General features: G+C 39.5%; 18 protein-coding genes and 6 pseudogenes. 6 read left to right on the top strand and 18 right to left on the bottom strand.

Going from position 1 to position 16,962, the window contains the following annotated elements:
- Positions 1-22 precede the first annotated feature (22 nt).
- The 8 genes and pseudogenes from V3224_RS20175 to V3224_RS20140 form a co-directional block, all read right to left on the bottom strand.
- The gene (locus V3224_RS20175) at positions 23-250 is read right to left on the bottom strand and encodes a hypothetical protein (protein WP_334472394.1); all 228 of its coding nucleotides are present in this window, start codon (positions 248-250) and stop codon (positions 23-25) included.
- A gap of 1 nt (position 251) precedes the next feature.
- Positions 252-530, bottom strand: a complete 279-nt coding sequence (locus V3224_RS20170; RefSeq protein ID WP_334472393.1) for a hypothetical protein — start codon at positions 528-530, stop codon at positions 252-254.
- A 205-nt stretch (positions 531-735) separates the two neighbouring features.
- Positions 736-1,536, bottom strand: a complete 801-nt coding sequence (locus V3224_RS20165; protein WP_334472392.1) for a KilA-N domain-containing protein — start codon at positions 1,534-1,536, stop codon at positions 736-738.
- 54 nt (positions 1,537-1,590) lie between these two features.
- On the bottom strand, positions 1,591-2,115 hold the full coding sequence (locus V3224_RS20160; protein ID WP_334472391.1) for a hypothetical protein: 525 nt from the start codon (positions 2,113-2,115) through the stop codon (positions 1,591-1,593).
- 34 nt (positions 2,116-2,149) lie between these two features.
- A complete protein-coding gene (locus tag V3224_RS20155) occupies positions 2,150-2,737 on the bottom strand; it encodes a DUF669 domain-containing protein (protein ID WP_334472390.1) in 588 nt (195 codons plus the stop codon).
- The gene (locus tag V3224_RS20150) at positions 2,734-3,192 is read right to left on the bottom strand and encodes an ATP-binding protein (RefSeq protein WP_334472389.1); all 459 of its coding nucleotides are present in this window, start codon (positions 3,190-3,192) and stop codon (positions 2,734-2,736) included. The genes V3224_RS20155 and V3224_RS20150 overlap by 4 nt, the downstream gene beginning before the upstream one ends.
- Positions 3,193-3,320: 128 nt before the next feature.
- Positions 3,321-4,112 (bottom strand): annotated as a pseudogene (locus tag V3224_RS20145) (IS701 family transposase); the annotation flags it as partial.
- Between the two features lie 152 nt (positions 4,113-4,264).
- Positions 4,265-4,492, bottom strand: a complete 228-nt coding sequence (locus V3224_RS20140; protein WP_334472388.1) for a hypothetical protein — start codon at positions 4,490-4,492, stop codon at positions 4,265-4,267.
- Between the two features lie 472 nt (positions 4,493-4,964).
- Between V3224_RS20140 and V3224_RS20135 the strand changes: the two are divergent.
- A pseudogene (locus V3224_RS20135) lies at positions 4,965-5,168 on the top strand (phage tail protein); the annotation flags it as partial.
- A 1,387-nt stretch (positions 5,169-6,555) separates the two neighbouring features.
- Positions 6,556-6,870: pseudogene (locus tag V3224_RS20130) on the top strand (major capsid protein); the annotation flags it as partial.
- Between the two features lie 148 nt (positions 6,871-7,018).
- On the opposite strand, the pseudogene V3224_RS20125 reads toward V3224_RS20130, so the two are convergent.
- Positions 7,019-7,357, bottom strand: a pseudogene (locus tag V3224_RS20125) (phage tail protein); the annotation flags it as partial.
- Positions 7,358-7,572: 215 nt separating this feature from the next.
- Here V3224_RS20125 and V3224_RS20120 point away from each other — a divergent pair.
- On the top strand, positions 7,573-8,127 hold the full coding sequence (locus tag V3224_RS20120) for a recombinase family protein (protein ID WP_334472387.1): 555 nt from the start codon (positions 7,573-7,575) through the stop codon (positions 8,125-8,127).
- 168 nt (positions 8,128-8,295) lie between these two features.
- Here V3224_RS20120 and V3224_RS20115 read toward each other — a convergent pair whose 3' ends face one another.
- The gene (locus tag V3224_RS20115; RefSeq protein ID WP_334472386.1) at positions 8,296-8,688 is read right to left on the bottom strand and encodes a hypothetical protein; all 393 of its coding nucleotides are present in this window, start codon (positions 8,686-8,688) and stop codon (positions 8,296-8,298) included.
- 786 nt (positions 8,689-9,474) lie between these two features.
- Between V3224_RS20115 and V3224_RS20110 the strand changes: the two are divergent.
- Positions 9,475-10,380, top strand: a pseudogene (locus V3224_RS20110) (replication initiator protein A).
- A 65-nt stretch (positions 10,381-10,445) separates the two neighbouring features.
- Here the strand turns inward: V3224_RS20110 and V3224_RS20105 are convergent.
- From V3224_RS20105 to V3224_RS20090, 4 genes are all read right to left on the bottom strand, one after another.
- The gene (locus V3224_RS20105; protein ID WP_334472385.1) at positions 10,446-10,718 is read right to left on the bottom strand and encodes a hypothetical protein; all 273 of its coding nucleotides are present in this window, start codon (positions 10,716-10,718) and stop codon (positions 10,446-10,448) included.
- Positions 10,715-10,990 (bottom strand): ParA family protein, encoded by a 276-nt coding sequence (locus V3224_RS20100; protein ID WP_334472384.1) that lies wholly within the window; start codon positions 10,988-10,990, stop codon positions 10,715-10,717. The genes V3224_RS20105 and V3224_RS20100 overlap by 4 nt, the downstream gene beginning before the upstream one ends.
- Positions 10,991-11,040: 50 nt before the next feature.
- Positions 11,041-11,343, bottom strand: a complete 303-nt coding sequence (locus V3224_RS20095; protein ID WP_334472383.1) for a nucleotide-binding protein — start codon at positions 11,341-11,343, stop codon at positions 11,041-11,043.
- Positions 11,344-11,535: 192 nt separating this feature from the next.
- Complete coding sequence (locus V3224_RS20090) at positions 11,536-11,847, bottom strand: helix-turn-helix domain-containing protein (RefSeq protein WP_334472382.1); 312 nt, start codon at positions 11,845-11,847, stop codon at positions 11,536-11,538.
- A 218-nt stretch (positions 11,848-12,065) separates the two neighbouring features.
- Here V3224_RS20090 and V3224_RS20085 point away from each other — a divergent pair, with 218 nt between their 5' ends.
- A complete protein-coding gene (locus V3224_RS20085) occupies positions 12,066-12,209 on the top strand; it encodes a hypothetical protein (protein ID WP_442890761.1) in 144 nt (47 codons plus the stop codon).
- Positions 12,210-12,361: 152 nt separating this feature from the next.
- Positions 12,362-12,568 (top strand): annotated as a pseudogene (locus V3224_RS20080) (Cox family DNA-binding protein); the annotation flags it as partial.
- A 525-nt stretch (positions 12,569-13,093) separates the two neighbouring features.
- Here the strand turns inward: V3224_RS20080 and istB are convergent.
- The 4 genes from istB to V3224_RS20060 all read right to left on the bottom strand — a co-directional run bounded on the left by istB (position 13,094) and on the right by V3224_RS20060 (position 16,802).
- Entirely contained in the window at positions 13,094-13,828 is a 735-nt protein-coding gene (gene istB, locus V3224_RS20075) for an IS21-like element helper ATPase IstB (protein ID WP_334472381.1), read from the bottom strand.
- A 210-nt stretch (positions 13,829-14,038) separates the two neighbouring features.
- Positions 14,039-15,079 carry an IS21 family transposase gene (gene istA / locus V3224_RS20070; protein ID WP_334472380.1) on the bottom strand — a complete coding sequence of 347 codons (1,041 nt, stop codon included), beginning with the start codon at positions 15,077-15,079 and terminating at the stop codon, positions 14,039-14,041.
- Between the two features lie 40 nt (positions 15,080-15,119).
- Complete coding sequence (locus V3224_RS20065) at positions 15,120-15,812, bottom strand: hypothetical protein (RefSeq protein ID WP_334472379.1); 693 nt, start codon at positions 15,810-15,812, stop codon at positions 15,120-15,122.
- Between the two features lie 15 nt (positions 15,813-15,827).
- Positions 15,828-16,802 carry an IS701 family transposase gene (locus tag V3224_RS20060; protein WP_334472378.1) on the bottom strand — a complete coding sequence of 325 codons (975 nt, stop codon included), beginning with the start codon at positions 16,800-16,802 and terminating at the stop codon, positions 15,828-15,830.
- Between the last annotated feature and the right edge of the window lie 160 nt (positions 16,803-16,962).

The raw sequence follows: 16,962 nt of genomic DNA, 5'->3' as shown, positions 1-16,962 counted from the left end.
TCGATGTGGAATAACTTATGGTTCAGCTGTACTTATCAATTTCATGTAAAATGCAATCGATATCCGCACATAAGTAATCCAGTATTTCAGGGAGCCAAGGATTCGGTTTGCTGTAACATTCATTCGGATCAAAATACTTGTAAATGTTAGCAGCGACTTCTCTTGCTCTAATTAATCTGCTATGACTTTCGTGACTAATTTCTAGCTTTATTTTTTCCTGTTGGGCAGTCGAGGTATCAACAATTCTCATGTTAATTTCCCCCCAGCCCAGTACGTACAGGTTGCCGACCAGCCCAGATTAGGCGACTATCTTTGAATAGGGCAGTGAAGGTGCGGCGATCTTGACGTGTAAACGATACTTTGCCGTAAGGCGTGGTGGAGTATTCTGGGATAATCCAGTATGTATCAATAAATTCAGGGCGAGTTGGGGTGGTAACCATAGTGGCGGCCTCCTTCGTGGGTTCTTTCAAACCTCGCTCCCTGCTTCTAAACAGGGTGGCGAGACGTAACGGGATTAGAAGACCGGCCACGAAGAACCCGGCGAACCTTTCGGCTCCCCCGCTACGTCCCACCATAATTTAGGGGCGCAACGTTGGTTTAACGGACACAAAAAAACCGCTTATAGCGGCTAACGTCCGCTTCATGGATTGGGCTTCTAAACCCAGCACCCGTTTTATTAAGGTGCTGAGTACAATATAGCGCATGTTTTGCTCTTTCGTCAATGCGTACATGGGTTTATGCCGCAATTCCGTTCATCATGACGCTTAAGAGCTTAGGAAACAGGCTATCGTAGAAGTGTGGCTGTGTCTGGCGCGGGTTATTGTTGTCTGTCAGGTTCTTACCGAACTGCAAACCTTTCTCCGTTAGCGACCAGAACAGTTTTTCTTTATCAGGATGCTTGCTACTAGGGCGCGATTTACGTTCAGCGAGTCCGAGCAATTGCAGCCGCCGATAGCCAGATTGGGCTGTGTAGGGTTTCCCGTGTAGCAGTAAAAGCTCAGTGAGCGAATGGGTGACTTCACTTGATCCTGTTACATTGCCCTCTGGTGCGTCTACCGTGTAGGCTGGTAGAATATCTGGCATGCCAAGGGACGATTGGAGTTTTTTCATTGCTCCCAACATGGCGGAAGGTGCTATGCGTAGCTCTTGCTTGTAGAAAGCGAGCATTGCCAGTCCAGCCTGTACTTTTTCGACCAGTATGCCGTTGCTGGATTTCACAGAATTACGAAATTGCTCATATACCTGAACTTCAAATGCTGGTTCAATCCATGCCGCATAGCGAATAGCCACAAGTTCATCTGCCCAAGTCCCTGATTCGGTACCACCTTTAATGACATTAACCGAAGCCCTTTTTTGGGCTTCGCTCAAAGATTGTACAAATGCAGCTATACCATCAGAACGCATAAATTTTGAAGGACGCTGAGAATCAGTCGCTTTACCTTGAGCAACGGTAGCACGATGTAAATCATTCAAACAATAACGCCCGAAAGCGTCCTGACGGACGACGGTATTTTCAATTACAATTAACTTGGTCATAATAATTTTTTCATTGTTAAATGAATTTGGTTGAAATGCATTGATGGGGAACTTTTAAATTCGCGTTGGCATAACGATAACGAATGTCTTTTTGTTTAACTCGACAGTTGCGGCATTGTCATTACCGTTAGGTTTAATTTTTATTGATTGGTATTTGGGGTTATAAATTTTTGCGGCCTTCTCGATATCTGCAAGATAGCTGGCATTGAAGCCAATTTCTGAAACGGGCTTGTTTTCCTTGGGTATTATTCGGCTAATATCAGGGTATTTCCCGTCAATAACCTCACAAATTGCTACACCAACCCTTATACCGAAACAATCAAGGTAAGTGACAATACCCAATTCGGTGTCTATTTTTGCCTTATCAAATTTGACGAACTTAGGCCCTTTGATAGCAACGATAACGTTTTCTTTCAGATCTTCGGATTCATGCTCACCGAGAAAAGCACGATGACCGTCAGTCGAATAAAGTTTTTTCTCAGGCGCAAAACAAATGCCGTTTAAATAACATCTTTCATCACATTTAGCCTGAAAAATCATCGCACCAAGAAGCGCCTGTTTACTAACAGTTAGAATCATTTTTATCCTCGATAAACCTGTTGCCCTTTATGATTTATTCAAAAAAAACATCATCACCGGGATATTCTGACTGATATTGTTGATGGTAGGTTGCTGGGGCATTATTGCGTTCGTCTTTATCCTGTAGAGTTTCAAGCTTCTTATCGATTGTTTGAGCGGGTAGTCCATTTATTTGTTCATCTAATGTTTGTCTTGTTTGAGCGATGAAGGGCAAGAGAATATCGAAGCTATAAGTGTCCTTTCCGTTCGATTTTGTCTTTAGTGTTTTTTGCAGTACCAGCCCAACACGCTTATTGGTAAATTCCGGAGATATATGTGTGTGCGCATTAATCATTTTGGTTGTTAACTGCTGAACGCCAGCACAGCCCATAATAGCGTTAATCATATTGACACCGAATTTATTTGGCGTACCGTCTTTTTTCTTCGTGTATACATTCAGATAATTTGCTTTCTTGCCATCATCTGCTTCAACCGAAAATTCAATTGATTCAGCGCCGCCGCTACTGGTCATATATTTTGCTTCCTGAATCGTGACCACATAAGCGCCGGATTCATTGATAAATGCACTTTGACCGGCGGCTAATGCAGCCTCTTGATTGTACGTGAATGTTATATTATTCATTGATTAACTCTCTTCGTTTTATTAATTCCATAGTAAGCGCAGATGGTGTCATCAACATATTTCAGGTCATTTTCAATCAGCGTGTCGCTAAACATACCCATAGGACTTTTGCAGCAGTCCATGCCGTTAGTTTGCGTAGAAAAGAGATAATTTCCGTTATTGACGGTTGCCCGTAAAACGATGGTGAAAAAACTTTCAGGGATAATCACTTGGTCAACCATCTTTCCAACCGTTTTCATTCTAATGTTACCAAAATCATCGGTTTGGGTATGAGCGAGAATATAAATCCGTCTGTTTTCTGCCAGCTTTCCAGCCGTATTGAGTATTAACCACGTGTGCTTACCGATATCAGTAAACTTGTCGTAGCTTTTTTCACTGGAACGACTCATTAACTCGTTGACAAGAACATGTTGATAATCATCAATAATGAAAACTTCACGAGAGGAATGCTTCATGATGTATTCAATTTTTAACGGATTATCTTCTTTAATAACACTGCCATCTTCGTTTAATTTATTTCTTACTTTCCAATGCGTTGATTGAAACGGTAATGGCTTGTCTATACCACGAGTTTCGCACAAAACTAATTTGGGTACGCTAATAAAACACGGATTTGCTCAGTAATAGCACTTTTGATTACGTCCCAATTTTGTTGATAAAGGGTTATTTTTTCAGATATACGACGTTTATGTTGTTCAAACCACGCAGAAATAGCGAGAAAAATATGATTTCTTTGCGCTCGGCTCGTGCGAGCCTGACAGCGTTCAATACCACAGTTTTGTTTAACTTCTCGATGATAAACTTCAACAGACCAACGGGCATCCATGATAGATTTGAGGTATTGACGGGTGGGATTCTCTTTGTTTGTTACTATGTAATCAATACGGCCGTTTTTGGCTGTAAATTTGAAAACGGTTACCCAACCATATCCTCGCAAGTGTATTGACGTTCCTTCTTCTGAGATGTCTAACTTGTTCAGTTGTTTGTTATGGTTAACAATCCTATTTTTCCTCAGCGTGGTTACCCAGATCCAACCATGAGAGCGAATTGATTTCAGGTTATCCAGGCTAGAATACCAAGCATCCATCACTACGGCTTCTGGCATGATCCCTCTTTTTTTAGCAAGAGTGAGCATTTCGGAAAAGTGCGTGTTTTTTGTTTTTCCATCAGAATCTTTATCATAAATAAGATAATTGATAGGAATTGATTCAACCTTCGTCAGATCATGCCAAAGCAAATTAACTAAACCTATGCCAGCAATAACATCATGTTCATTACCTGAATATTGATAATGGACCATCTCTATTTTTTTACTACGTGTTTTGGCAATCAATGTATCATCGGCAATTAGTACGCAAGGGCTTTTTTTGTCTACACGAGTTTCGCACAGGCATATAAAGTTCTAGAAATGGCTTAAAAGCAATGGTTAATCTGCAAGTTACTAAAACACATAAATTTTATTAAATTACAATAACTTGTATTTAATTTATAAGGTTTTGTCTATTTATATATCATGCTGAATTAAACTTAAAAATAGCGCGTTTTTTTATTGGTGCGAAACTCGTGGTCTATAGAAGGTTCAACTAATCGCCATAGGTCTTTAGGTCTAAAACATCTACTTTTTAGCCATCGGCTAACAGTGTCATGAGATAAAGGCGATGGGCTTACTTCTGATAATGCTAAACCAGAGTATCTTAAACTGCTTACTTGTAAGAATGTTTTATAGATATCTTTAATACATGGATAACCCGACAAAATATGAACACCCTGATTTTTTCTTGTTTTTAAATTTATACTTCTTTTTTGGAGATTGCGAAACTCGTGTTTAATTAAAAAATATCATGTTACACGTTAAGTATTGTGAATGTAGTTAAGCCACTGTAATTGATCTGTTTTGACGATCGATAACACTTTATTGATCGTCGACATCGCTGATGTTTTATGTTATCCGACAAGAGTTCAGTAGTGAGATTTTGCTGTACATAAAGCACCCCAAAATGTTACAATTTAATCAAAACCTCGATCTTAGCCCTAAATCGGCATTTTGGCTAAAATTTGGACGGTAAATACCGTGCTTTTTGTCATGCATTTTCCTCATTAGGGCATGATTTAGGCTTATTTTGGCAGGAAACAGGCAAAATCCTTTTTTACAAAAAACCTTGGTTTGTTAGAAAAAGAAAATCGTTGGATTAATAGACAGACATTTAACACCTTAATTAGCGGCAGTATTGATGGTAATGCGGACTCGGCAACTCGCCTGAAAACAGCCAAAAAAATTGCAGGCGTGGCGTTTGATGGGACAGCGCATATCAACCTGCCAGGTGTGAACATGGCAGGCAACCAGAGCACCACCGGTAATGCAGGCACGGCTACGAAACTGGCAACCGCACGGAATATTAATGGGGTAGCCTTTGATGGTACAAAAGATATTGATACCGGAGTAGGACTGGGATTAAAACTGGTAGCAATATTGCAGACATCAGTGCATCAGTTGGCGGAAACATATTTTTGGGCGGTTGATGGGTCTACTTTGGAGACGAAGCTGTATTTAAACACGCGATGTCGCCTCATCGAACCCGGGAAGACAAAATTGTTGCTTCTCGATCATATTGCCACAGCATCACGATTTAAGCCTCTGGGAAAATATTCCGTAACATCAAGCAGTTCACCAGATAGCTTCACAACAGAAACGACCATACGCATTCATTATCCGTCGCACGGTGTCTCTACTGGTTCAACAAAAACATTTCGTCTAGGTGGGTTGATTTATAGGGAAGTCGGCTGCTCTTTTGATGGACACGCTTATAACGCTGACGCTGTTTACTATACGTACCTTCTGACGCTCAATGATGCATTGTCGTCAAGAAGCGCGCCTGTCATGACCTCATCTACCGGCAATTACTATCCCTACAACAATGCCTATGGCTCTAGAACGTTGCTTTCGGATCATGATGCGGTGTTGGTTAATACTGACCAAGTGAGCTATAGGAAAATTTTTTTCAATGTCGTAGACAACCAACAGGACGAGGCGAGAAGCGTGGATATGGTGACTATCATGGTGTACGACATTTAAATTGTCTGAGTGTCACTAGAGGCTGTCGTCACAAGATGAAAATATCGAGAATAGTATATTTAAGACCCAAATTATGGTCAAAGTTCACCCAGAGCCATACCAGCATGATCAGTGATTTAATCAAACCTAAGGTGTCCGGCTACCTTTTTCCATCACGAGTTTCGCACAGGCATATAAAGTTCTAGAAATGGCTTAAAAGCAATGGTTAATCTGCAAGTTACTAAAACACATAAATTTTATTAAATTACAATAATTTGTATTTAATTTATAAGGTTTTGTCTATTTATATATCATGCTGAATTAAACTTAAAAATAGCGCGTTTTTTTATTGGTGCGAAACTCGTGTCCATTTGTTTTTGCCTAAAAAAAGAACAACCAATGCCTGTCTTTAACTCGTGACGACAGCCCCTACCACACTGCTAAAAGAAAAAGATTAGGCTGCCCTGACAATGTAGTTAAACGCGACATTTCGCGGCCTTGTTTCTGAAGCGGTTCTCAAACCAGACTGAAAACTGGCTGAGCAATCAACAGCGAATACGCCACTGGTTCCTCCATTAATGCTACTACTGACCATTCTTCTTCCCATCACGAGTTTCGCACAGGCCTATAAAATTCTAGAAATGGCTTAAAAGCAATGATCAATCTGCAAGTTACTAAAACACATGAATTTTATTAAATTACAATAAGTTGTATTTGATTTATAAGGTTTTATCTATTTATATATTATGCTGAATTAAACTTAAAAATAGAGCGTTTTTTTATTGGTGCGAAACTCGTGCAAGCTAAAATTGTTGAGCTTTTAAGCCAGACGAATGAAATCCTGGATGACATGGTTTTTGTTGAAGCTAACCAACCAACGGGTCATCGCACAACCATTCGTACCGGTTTACCGGAAGCGACGTGGCGTTTGCTTAACTATGGGGTTCCACCTAGCAAATCAACCACCGCACAAGTGACCGATATGATAGGGATGTTAGAAACCTATTCTGAGGTCGATAAAGATTTAGCGGATCTGAATGGGCAGAAAAATGAATTTTTGCTTTCTGAATCCCTTGCCTTCACGAGTTTCGCACCAATAAAAAAACGCTCTATTTTTAAGTTTAATTCAGCATAATATATAAATAGATAAAACCTTATAAATCAAATACAACTTATTGTAATTTAATAAAATTCATGTGTTTTAGTAACTTGCAGATTGATCATTACTTTTAAGCCATTTCTAGAATTTTATAGGCCTGTGCGAAACTCGTGCCCATTTTGAAAATCCCACTGGCTGATGATTGACCGACAAATTGAATGCCGGTTATGTTTCCAGTGAAATTTTGAAGGGTATCAACTTGTACGCTTAATATTTTGCGTCCGTTATCCACTTTTCGTCCTGCATCCCAGCCACGAATAAACTCACCACGTAAATCAGGAAGTTTGCCTGATGGATAGGCAAGTGCCAGGAGTGGGTATTTTTTCTTGTCGAATGGCTCACCGTTACAGATACGCCAACCTACCGGCGGTTTTTCAGTAGGCCAAGGCAGAGGAACGCCGACAGGGATTTCGACACGCAATACTTCCGGACTAACAGCATGAACATCGGTTGCGGTTAACTGCACATCCTGAGTCAGCGTTTTGCCGTTAATTTTACGCTGATTGGGTGTGGCATTTTTAGCCAGATTTACCGTTTCCAATAAACCAAGGTTTTTTAAAACCGAGAAATTAGGTAAAATTTAGATAATAACCAGCGATTACAAGGCTTACAGAAGGGTAGAAAATGGCAAAAATTGGCTACATGAGGGTGTCAAAAAATGACCAAAACACCGATTTACAGCAAAAATCCTTGATTTGCTCAAATTGTGAGCAGATTTTTGAGGATAAAATCAGCGGAAAAACAGACCAGAGACCCGGATTAAAACGCGCGCTAAATAGCTTAAAAACGGGCGATACGTTAGTTGTTTGGAAACTCGATAGACTGGGGCGTAGCATCAAACATTTAATCGGCTTAATCTCTGAACTGGAAGATAAAGGCATTCATTTTCATAGCTTGACGGATGCCATTGATACTTCTACGTCCGCAGGCCGTTTTTTCTTTCATGTGATGAGTGCGTTAGCACAGATGGAGAGGGAACTGATTGTTGAGCGTACTAAGGCCGGTTTAGCCGCAGCAAGAAGCAGAGGACGTATCGGCGGTAGACCTTGCTCGTTATCTTCTGCACAGCAAGAGCAGGCTAAAAAATTACTTGAGTCCGGCAATAGTAGAAAACAACTTGCATTACTGTATGGCGTTTCATTGGCTAGCATCTACAAATATTTTCCAGTTAATCGATAGAGTGTTATCGCGCTCAGAACTAAATTTTGACTTCGAGTAGGCATCAGGAATCGATTTTAAGGCACCTAGAACGCTCTGTACGTTGTTTTCTTGATATAGGTAAAATGGTAGCACTTTTGAATTTGAATGCCGCAGAAAGTCTTACAGGCGGTTTTAGTATTAATCGATTTAAACCAGTTTAATGATAGCTGTTGCAACCCCGACAATCGCAACCATAACACTAGCCATTTTAATGATTAACTTGTTTGATATACTTTCAATATCTTTTTGCAACAGGGCCATCTTTGCATCAGTTTTATCAGCACGAGCCGCCGCTTCCTTCCTTGCATCAGCTATTTGTGTTTCAACTTTATCAAAGCGATGCTCCATGTCTTTACGGACATCAGCGATTTCGGCGGATAAATCCTTTCGGACATCCTCTAAATCGCGCTTGGTAGCGACATCGGCCACTTCATGAGACTTGCGAACAGCGATAGAGATCGCTCTGGCCTGATCTTTCGGCAACCCTGCGTTTTCTAGTGTTTCAACGAATTCTTGTGTGTCAAATGCAACTTGGCCCATAAGTGATGTTCCTCATTTTTTGTTAATTGTAACTGATTTTCTTAAGCAATACAAAGCTGTGGGTTGGAGCGGTGAGCGGTGAGCCGTGCGAACAGCGACTGCTGTTGACCTTAAGGCGCTTGCGCCGCCCTGCTAAGTGGGTTTTGGTTTTAACAGGCTGTTCAGCGATACGGATGTTAAGGGTCGAAGACGAAAGGACGTTACAGCGCGTATAGCGCTGTAAGCGATTCTGGGGGGCGGGGTTGTTTGTGGGATGTTTTGACAGAAAAAACGCCTTACAGCGCTTTACAGGCCGCTTAAATTCGATTTTTAGCTAAGATTTCCAGATAGTCATTTCATTTTAACCCCCACCGCTCGCCGCAAGCCAAGATTAGCGAGCAAAGCGAGTCTGTCTTGGCGAGGAAGCGGAAGAGCATCAGATGTCACATTTAGCACGTTCACACCAAACTCTCCTGTGTCGATCGCCAAGAAAAGTTATCCACAGATAAGCCTCGCGCGCGCGTAGTTAAATATAATTATGTATAAGTTAAAATAGTTAAAGGCCGAAAAACAGGTTATAAGCATTTGATTATAATAATAAAAAAATCGTGCTTGTCCGTAAATCACGATAGTTTGTCCGTAAATCAAGAACCAAAAACAACGTTATCCACAGATTTTTTTATGATTTTCTTGTGTTGTCCGTAAATCACGCTATAATGTCCGTAAATCCGAATGAATTAAGTTATTGATATTTATAATTATTATTACCTTTATGACCTTAATTTTAAGAAAATAGGAACATTCAATTTGAAGACATTACGCCCACATAAACATAAAGAATTGGAATTTTTTATTGCTGACGAGGTTGATGTTTTAACTTTTCGTGATGAATTAGCCAGTATGGAGCATCCATTTTTTGCGTTGAAAGGTGGAGATATTAAGATACGAAAATATAACAATGGAAATGTTACTGTAATAGTAAAACCAAATGCTGATGGATTGGCAACGGTCTTTGATAAAGATATTTGAATTTATGCTATTTCTAAGTTACAAGAAGCAATTAATATTAATCAACCGATTAGTCGGACGATAGCTTTTACGCCTTACGATTTTTTTGTCACTACTAACCGTAATAAAAGTGGGCGATCTTATCTTGAATTAGAGAAGGCGCTTTCTCGCCTAAAAGGTACAACGATTAAGACAAATATTGTTTATTCAGAAGATGAACAGGAAACAATGGAATTTGGATTAATCGATAGCTGGCGTATTGTTGAAAAACAAAAAGGTAAACTTGAAATTGGAATGGTTGAAGTGACTTTACCAGATTGGCTTTATCAAGCGATAACTAAAACTAAAGTGTTAAAAATTAGCCCTGACTATTTTCGCATACGAAAAGCTATTGATAGACGATTGTACGAAATTGCTCGTAAGCATTGTGGTAATCAAGCTGAATTTACTATCTGTCTTGAAAAGCTTCATGAGAAAACAGGGTCATCTAGGGAGATTAGAAAATTTAAATTTGATATCAAGCAACTGACTAAAATTAATGATCTTCCAGATTATGAAATCTTCCTAGATGCTTCTACAGATAAAGTAACTTTCAAAAACCGCAATCAAAATACTCCTCAAGCAGAAGCTTCACGCAAAAGAGAAAAAGGTAAGAAAGAGGTGTATAAGCTTAAAAAAACATTGTTAAATAAATTAATTTCTTAAAAAATAATTAATTGATTGATTTTAAATCAGATATCTTGATATTAAGATAGTTAGATAACTTGATATCATTTTAAATCTAAATACTCTCTTAATAGTTTTTCTACTATTTCTGTTTCTGTGATCCTAATTCCTGTATTTGCTTGAGATTGAGCAATATAAAGCTTAAGAGCATTTGAAACTTCAACTGATAACCGAAATATCTTTTGTTGTGTTAATTTTTTTTCTGAAAATTTACCTTTATGTTTAAATGTGTAATCTTTTTCAGCTATATCAGCCGCACCCCCATTCAGAAAATTTTCAGGATCTTTAAACAGCTTTAAATCCGGTTTTTTTTTCATTTTTCAACCTCCACGAAAAATGATTCAATATCCTTTATCGCTGCGCTATCTTTTCCGAATTCAAAGACTGTTGCTCCCTCTCCGATTGCTCGACGAAAAGCTACACGCTCACAAACATAACTTTTAAGTACCGCAATGTTTTGCTCAGTTAAAAATTCTAACATCTCTTTTGTATCTTTCGTTCTTGGATCTACACGACTCAGTAACACTCGCACGTCTAAATTAGGATTATAATCTTTCGCTAATTCTAAAATTTCTAACATATCTGCCATCGCTGCTGCATCTAGATTAGAAACCCCAATAGGTATAATTGCTTTATTAGCTAGCAGTAAGGAAGAGCGTAATCCCGAAGCGTCACGCCACCAACATCAACAACGGTATGATCAAAATTCAAAGCTAGTGCTTTTCCTTCATTAAGTATGGCTTTTCCTGTAAGGCAAGTGGTTGTTGGGCTAGGCGTATAGTTCTGGTTATCTCTACGCCAAGCTGCCCAACTAGCGGCGCTTGCTTGTGGATCACCATCAATAAGCAGAACTTTACCGTTTCGGGATAGCATTGTAGCTAAATGAACTGCGGTAGTTGTTTTTCCAACACCACCTTTTATATTAACTACAGCATAAATCATAAGAACCTCTACCTTAGCTATCTTTATATAAAGATAGCACTATATCAAGATAGAGAGAAGATATCAAGATATAATGATAATGTGATATCTTGATATATTATAACTAGCTGTAATGAATAGCTATATGAGGCGAAAAACTCCCTTTTAGTTAGATAACTATTATTTCACTCACCATCCAAAAATCATGTAGTGCTAACATCCATTCACCTTCGTATGGAAGGATTTTCTTTGATCCTTCTTCTCCGAAATTTCTGAGCCACTGAGAGAAAAAGCCGGTTCGATTTGCCCGGGTCCTGGCTTTACCTTATTGGTCATCAGCCAGAGTGTATATTTTTCAAAAAGACTCGTATTTGTAATTTGGAGTATAGGTTGAAGACCTGGCTCCGCGTGTCCTCCTTCATAATTTTTTAACGAACTTAATGCTATCCCGTTAATTTTACAGAATGTTATCTGTGTTAACCCCTCTGCTTTTCTGATGGCTTTAATCTTTTGAGACATTTTCATTTGACAAGGTTCCATATGATAGACTATATTCTCATTAAAGGTCTGCGTTATAGAACCTTTATTGATCTGCAAGTGCCTCTAAGACCAGACAAACTGGATAAATAGTGGCCAATGCACCCAGAGTTAAGCATAACAGATGTCAAGCTCTATTTTGAGACTTAAAGGACTTAGAGCTACTTAGAAGTACCCAGAAGCACTTTGAAGGATATGAGGCAGCAATGACTAAAAGCGATTACGAGGTTAAATATCCGCTTGACGCAGTCAGCATTGAAAAGTTTTCTGAGCTACTCGGAAAGCCAGAAACCGCTGTAAGGAGAATGATACACGAGTTTCGCACCAATAAAAAAACGCTCTATTTTTAAGTTTAATTCAGCATAATATATAAATAGAAAAAATCTCATAAATTAAAAATAAATTATTGTAATTTAAGTAAATTTATACGTCTTAGCAAGTTACAGATTAATTACTGTTCTGAAGCCATTTCTAGAATTTTATATGCCCGTGCGAAACTCGTGTGATAGCCAGCAACAAATTGCCAGTTGTTGAGTTAATCGATCCTGAAACAGCTGCGGCGCGTGTTGGTGAACGCTGGGGAGTCATCTCAGAATTTAATCGCAGAGTCCTTGAAGCTTATTACAACCGTCCCGCAGAAGAACGTGATGCTTGGCTTAAATGGCTTGGGTTGAATGACCAAGCAAAAAGTCTGAACGAAAGCTCATAGCCAGCGTTTGCTGCGGAACTGCTCTTTAACAATACGGTATCAGTAAACAAAATCTGTGAAACGGATGGCAGGGAAGTTGCGCCTGTAATTTGCTGATAGCTGAGCATGAAGTTTATGTGAAGCGAAGTTGAGCCTACTTTACGTAGGGACTTTCCGATCGGGGTACGCTGACGCTAGCGTACACAAACACCAAATAACCAATAGGTGGATTTGTAGTAAGTACGTTTCGTGCTTAGCATAAATCTTCTTGTTGAAGGACTTTTATCATGAATTCAAGAGGTAAAAGAAATTTTCTGCGACAAACAAGTTATATAGAAAAGTGTAAAAAGGAAGATGAAATCCGTTTGTTGCGATTATATCTAATAAAAAAACGCTCAACCGAAGAAATCATTAATAACATATGGCGTGAACCCGCCGAACATCACACACAAGAACGCGATGTCGTAAACCTTCTTGCGTCATCAACGATCACCGAAAACTGATCCACTTTTTAGCTAAATCCGATCAATCAAAATTGATCCACTTTTACTCAGTGATTGCTCCTGAGCGCCGCTTATCTTTCAATCGATAGCTTTCACCGCTTAATTGCAGTACATGCGAATGATGAAGTAAACGATCAAGCATAGCGGCAGTTAATGTTGCGTCATCAGCAAAAGCATTTGGCCATTGCCCAAATGATAAGTTACTCGTCAATATGACACTGCCATGCTCATAACGCTTGGCAATCACATTGAAAAACAGGTTTGCTTCTTCTCGCCCAAACGGCAGGTATCCAATCTCATCGATAATCAACAATTTCGGGGCCATCACCGAACGTGATAGATATTGTTTGAGCTTATTTTGTCGTTTGGCAGTTGAGAGTTGCAACATCAGTTCAGCTGCCGTGGTAAAGCGGGTTTTCTTCTTGGCCTGTACTGCTTTTAATCCTAACCCAATAGCTAAATGCGTTTTGCCTACACCGCTTGGGCCAAGCAACACGACATTTTCATTACGTTCAATAAACGTTAATGCGCTTAATTCCTGTATGTGTTGTTTGGGGATCCCCGTTGCAAACTTAAAATCGAACGTATTAAGTTCTTTATGTGCTGGGAATCCTGCCATCCGACTCAAAAGATTACGGGTTCGTTCATCTCGTTGTTGTTGCTCACATTTTAATAGGGACAGTAAAAACTCTCCGTAGCTTTTGTCTTGGGCAATGCATTGTTCGGCAAGTGATGACCAATGAGTCGGAATAGAATTTAATTTCCACGAGTTTCGCACAGGCCTATAAAATTCTAGAAATGGCTTAAAAGTAATGATTAATCTGCAAGTTACTGAAATGCATAAATTTACTTAATTTACAATAAGTTATATTTAATTTATAAGGTTTTATCTATTTATATATTATGCTGAATTAAACTTAAAAATAGAGCGTTTTTTTATTGGTGCGAAACTCGTGATTTCAATGACTCACACAGGTGTTCAATTTGTTCATGCAATAACATGTTCACCTCCCAGCAATGCTTCGTATACGCTGATTGAGTGTTGCAAACTGACAGATTCAAGGGGCGGTACGATACGGATATTAAGCGTATCAGTCTGCGGGATAGATTGGCAAACCCTTGCTGGTAAGGGTAGAAGATACTTAACTTCCTTAGCTAGTCTATCTGCTGGCTTCTCTAACGTTGTTCCATGAATCCGCTGATGGGCAACGCGTTGTAACCAGGGCCCCACTCTTGCATTAGCTATCTCAATATCCAGTTCAAGATTATGAGCACGAAGGTCGGTATTTAATGGTACGATAAAGCTGTTTTTTAAATAGTGGTTAAAGCGCTCTACTTTCCCTTTAGTTTTTGCCCTGTAGGGCTTGCAAGCACACAATTTAAACCTGTAATCTTTCGACATTTGAAGCATTTCAACATGTAATTTATGTTCACATTCTGCATAAGCATCCCGTTCGATGATGAGGGATTTTGCGTTATCACACAATATTTCCTGTGGTACACCACCAAAATAGTCGAAAGCTTCTCGTAAACCTTGTTGCCAGGATTCTGCTCGTTCATTATCAAAGAACTTTACATAACTCGCACGCGAATAGCCTAGCGTTGCACCAAACGCTTTTAGTGATTTTTTACCTCGCCGGATGCTGGTGAAGTCGATTTGCATTTGTTGACCTGGCTGTGTTTCAAAACGGACGACAGCTTCGGGAACAATGCTTGGTTTAAATTGACAAACAAATCGGCGTAATTGAGCAATACCACCTTGATAGCCGCTTTCAACTACTTCATCAAATAAGACTGTTGCAGGGATCCAATCAGGTTTAGCCAGTTCAATTCGATGAAGCAAATAAGGTTTAAAGGGTGCTAATTTAGTCGGTTGTTGACTTCTTTTAGCATAAGTTGGCATTGTCTGTTGTTGTAAATGATGTTTTACGGTGTTACGGGATATGCCCAATTCACGGGCAATTTTTCGAAGGCTTTGTCCTTGTGCAAAGCGAACATGAATATCCACAAATATCTCCTTGGTTAACATAAATTATCCGTACAAAAATGTGCGAATAATACCAAGTGGATCAGTTTTGCATGATCGGTGACAACGTTGGTGATTCAACGTTAAGCCTGCCTACTTTTAGGGGCTCTTCTGAATTCTTTTTGGCATAATTGTCGTTACAGGCTTTTTGGCTTAGCACGTCGGTTGTCGAATTACCCGTTGTTTGTTTTACAGCGGAACTGTTGAGCTTGGTATTGAGTCCTTGGGTTAATTCTGTTTTTGTAGCGTAGTCTCCGTTTGGCTGCTTGCTGTTTAATGCATCTATCACCGATTTCTGGCTCATTACTTTATCAGTGGCGTTACCTGTTTGCTGCACGATATTTGCGGATAAAATAGCGTCTTTTAGCGACTGCCACTGGGTGGTATCGGTTAAGGGATTGCCGGCGTTGTTTTCGGTCTTTGAGAGATAGATATTACCGTCAGACAGGCATGCCGCCCCTTTGTTGTAAATCTGCTTTTCGGCATATTCAGCAATCCCGTTTTGGTAAAGGTGGGTCACAAGGGCGCTAACGGTAAATCCCACCGCATTAAAATCCTGCATGGTGGGCAATTCTGACACGGGCAAAATGCCCCATCCACGCTCAAAATCGGCATTGAGATTTTTCTCAAGATTGTCGGTGATTTCTTTCGAACCAAACGCGGTTCTTTCTTCCGTTTTGCTGCCCCCTGCAAACGGTTGAATATCAATATTCGGTCTGTCTATTTTCAAAGTCACGAGTTTCGCACAAAACTAATTTGGGTACGCTAATAAAACACGGATTTGCTCAGTAATAGCACTTTTGATTACGTCCCAATTTTGTTGATAAAGGGTTATTTTTTCAGATATACGACGTTTATGTTGTTCAAACCACGCAGAAATAGCGAGAAAAATATGATTTCTTTGCGCTCGGCTCGTGCGAGCCTGACAGCGTTCAATACCACAGTTTTGTTTAACTTCTCGATGATAAACTTCAACAGACCAACGGGCATCCATGATAGATTGGACGTATTGACGGGTGGGATTCTCTTTGTTTGTTACTATGTAATCAATACGGCCGTTTTTGGCTGTAAATTTGAAAACGGTTACCCAACCATATCCTCGCAAGTGTATTGACGTTCCTTCTTCTGAGATGTCTAACTTGTTCAGTTGTTTGTTATGGTTAACAATCCTATTTTTCCTCAGCGTGGTTACCCAGATCCAACCATGAGAGCGAATTGATTTCAGGTTATCCAGGCTAGAATACCAAGCATCCATCACTACGGCTTCTGGCATGATCCCTCTTTTTTTAGCAAGAGTGAGCATTTCGGAAAAGTGCGTGTTTTTTGTTTTTCCATCAGAATCTTTATCATAAATACGATAATTGATAGGAATTGATTCAACCTTCGTCAGATCATGCCAAAGAAAATTAACTAAACCTATGCCAGCAATAACCTCATGTTCATTACCTGAATATTGATAATGGACCATCACTATTTTTTTACTACGTGTTTTGGCAATCAATGTATCATCGGCAATTAGTACGCAAGGGCTTTTTTTGTCTATAGAAGGTTCAACTAATCGCCATAGGTCTTTAGGTCTAAAACATCTACTTTTTAGCCATCGGCTAACAGTGTCATGAGATAAAGGCGATGGGCTTACTTCTGATAACGCTAAACCAGAGTATCTTAAACTGCTTACTTGTAAGAATGTTTTATAGATATCTTTAATACATGGATAACCCGACAAAATATGAACACCCTGATTTTTTCTTGTTTTTAAATTTATATTTCTTTTTTGGAGATTGCGAAACTCGTGAAAGTTATCTCCTGTTATTCAAAAAAGTTTTCTTGGCAAAGTAACCAATGCTTGCTTCTGGGTTAACGTCAAAACGGCTGTACCACGAAAT

Origin of the sequence: Arsenophonus sp. PmNCSU2021_1, from assembly GCF_036919435.1 — a bacterium.
Classification (GTDB): Bacteria; Pseudomonadota; Gammaproteobacteria; order Enterobacterales; family Enterobacteriaceae; genus Arsenophonus; species Arsenophonus nilaparvatae.
Note: the sequence above shows the minus strand (reverse complement) of the source record. Positions and strands in the feature narration are given on the sequence as shown.

Bases quoted from the DNA above. Each gene is read 5' to 3' on its own strand.
- V3224_RS20175 (WP_334472394.1), bottom strand. From the start codon at position 250: ATGAGAATTGTTGATACCTCGACTGCCCAACAGGAAAAAATAAAGCTA.
- V3224_RS20165 (WP_334472392.1), bottom strand. From the start codon at position 1,536: ATGACCAAGTTAATTGTAATTGAAAATACCGTCGTCCGTCAGGACGCT.
- V3224_RS20160 (WP_334472391.1), bottom strand. From the start codon at position 2,115: ATGATTCTAACTGTTAGTAAACAGGCGCTTCTTGGTGCGATGATTTTT.
- V3224_RS20155 (WP_334472390.1), bottom strand. From the start codon at position 2,737: ATGAATAATATAACATTCACGTACAATCAAGAGGCTGCATTAGCCGCC.
- V3224_RS20150 (WP_334472389.1), bottom strand. From the start codon at position 3,192: ATGAAGCATTCCTCTCGTGAAGTTTTCATTATTGATGATTATCAACAT.
- V3224_RS20120 (WP_334472387.1), top strand. From the start codon at position 7,573: ATGGCAAAAATTGGCTACATGAGGGTGTCAAAAAATGACCAAAACACC.
- V3224_RS20115 (WP_334472386.1), bottom strand. From the start codon at position 8,688: ATGGGCCAAGTTGCATTTGACACACAAGAATTCGTTGAAACACTAGAA.
- V3224_RS20105 (WP_334472385.1), bottom strand. From the start codon at position 10,718: ATGAAAAAAAAACCGGATTTAAAGCTGTTTAAAGATCCTGAAAATTTT.
- V3224_RS20100 (WP_334472384.1), bottom strand. From the start codon at position 10,990: ATGGCAGATATGTTAGAAATTTTAGAATTAGCGAAAGATTATAATCCT.
- V3224_RS20095 (WP_334472383.1), bottom strand. From the start codon at position 11,343: ATGATTTATGCTGTAGTTAATATAAAAGGTGGTGTTGGAAAAACAACT.
- V3224_RS20090 (WP_334472382.1), bottom strand. From the start codon at position 11,847: ATGAAAATGTCTCAAAAGATTAAAGCCATCAGAAAAGCAGAGGGGTTA.
- V3224_RS20085 (WP_442890761.1), top strand. From the start codon at position 12,066: ATGACTAAAAGCGATTACGAGGTTAAATATCCGCTTGACGCAGTCAGC.
- istA (WP_334472380.1), bottom strand. From the start codon at position 15,079: ATGTTAACCAAGGAGATATTTGTGGATATTCATGTTCGCTTTGCACAA.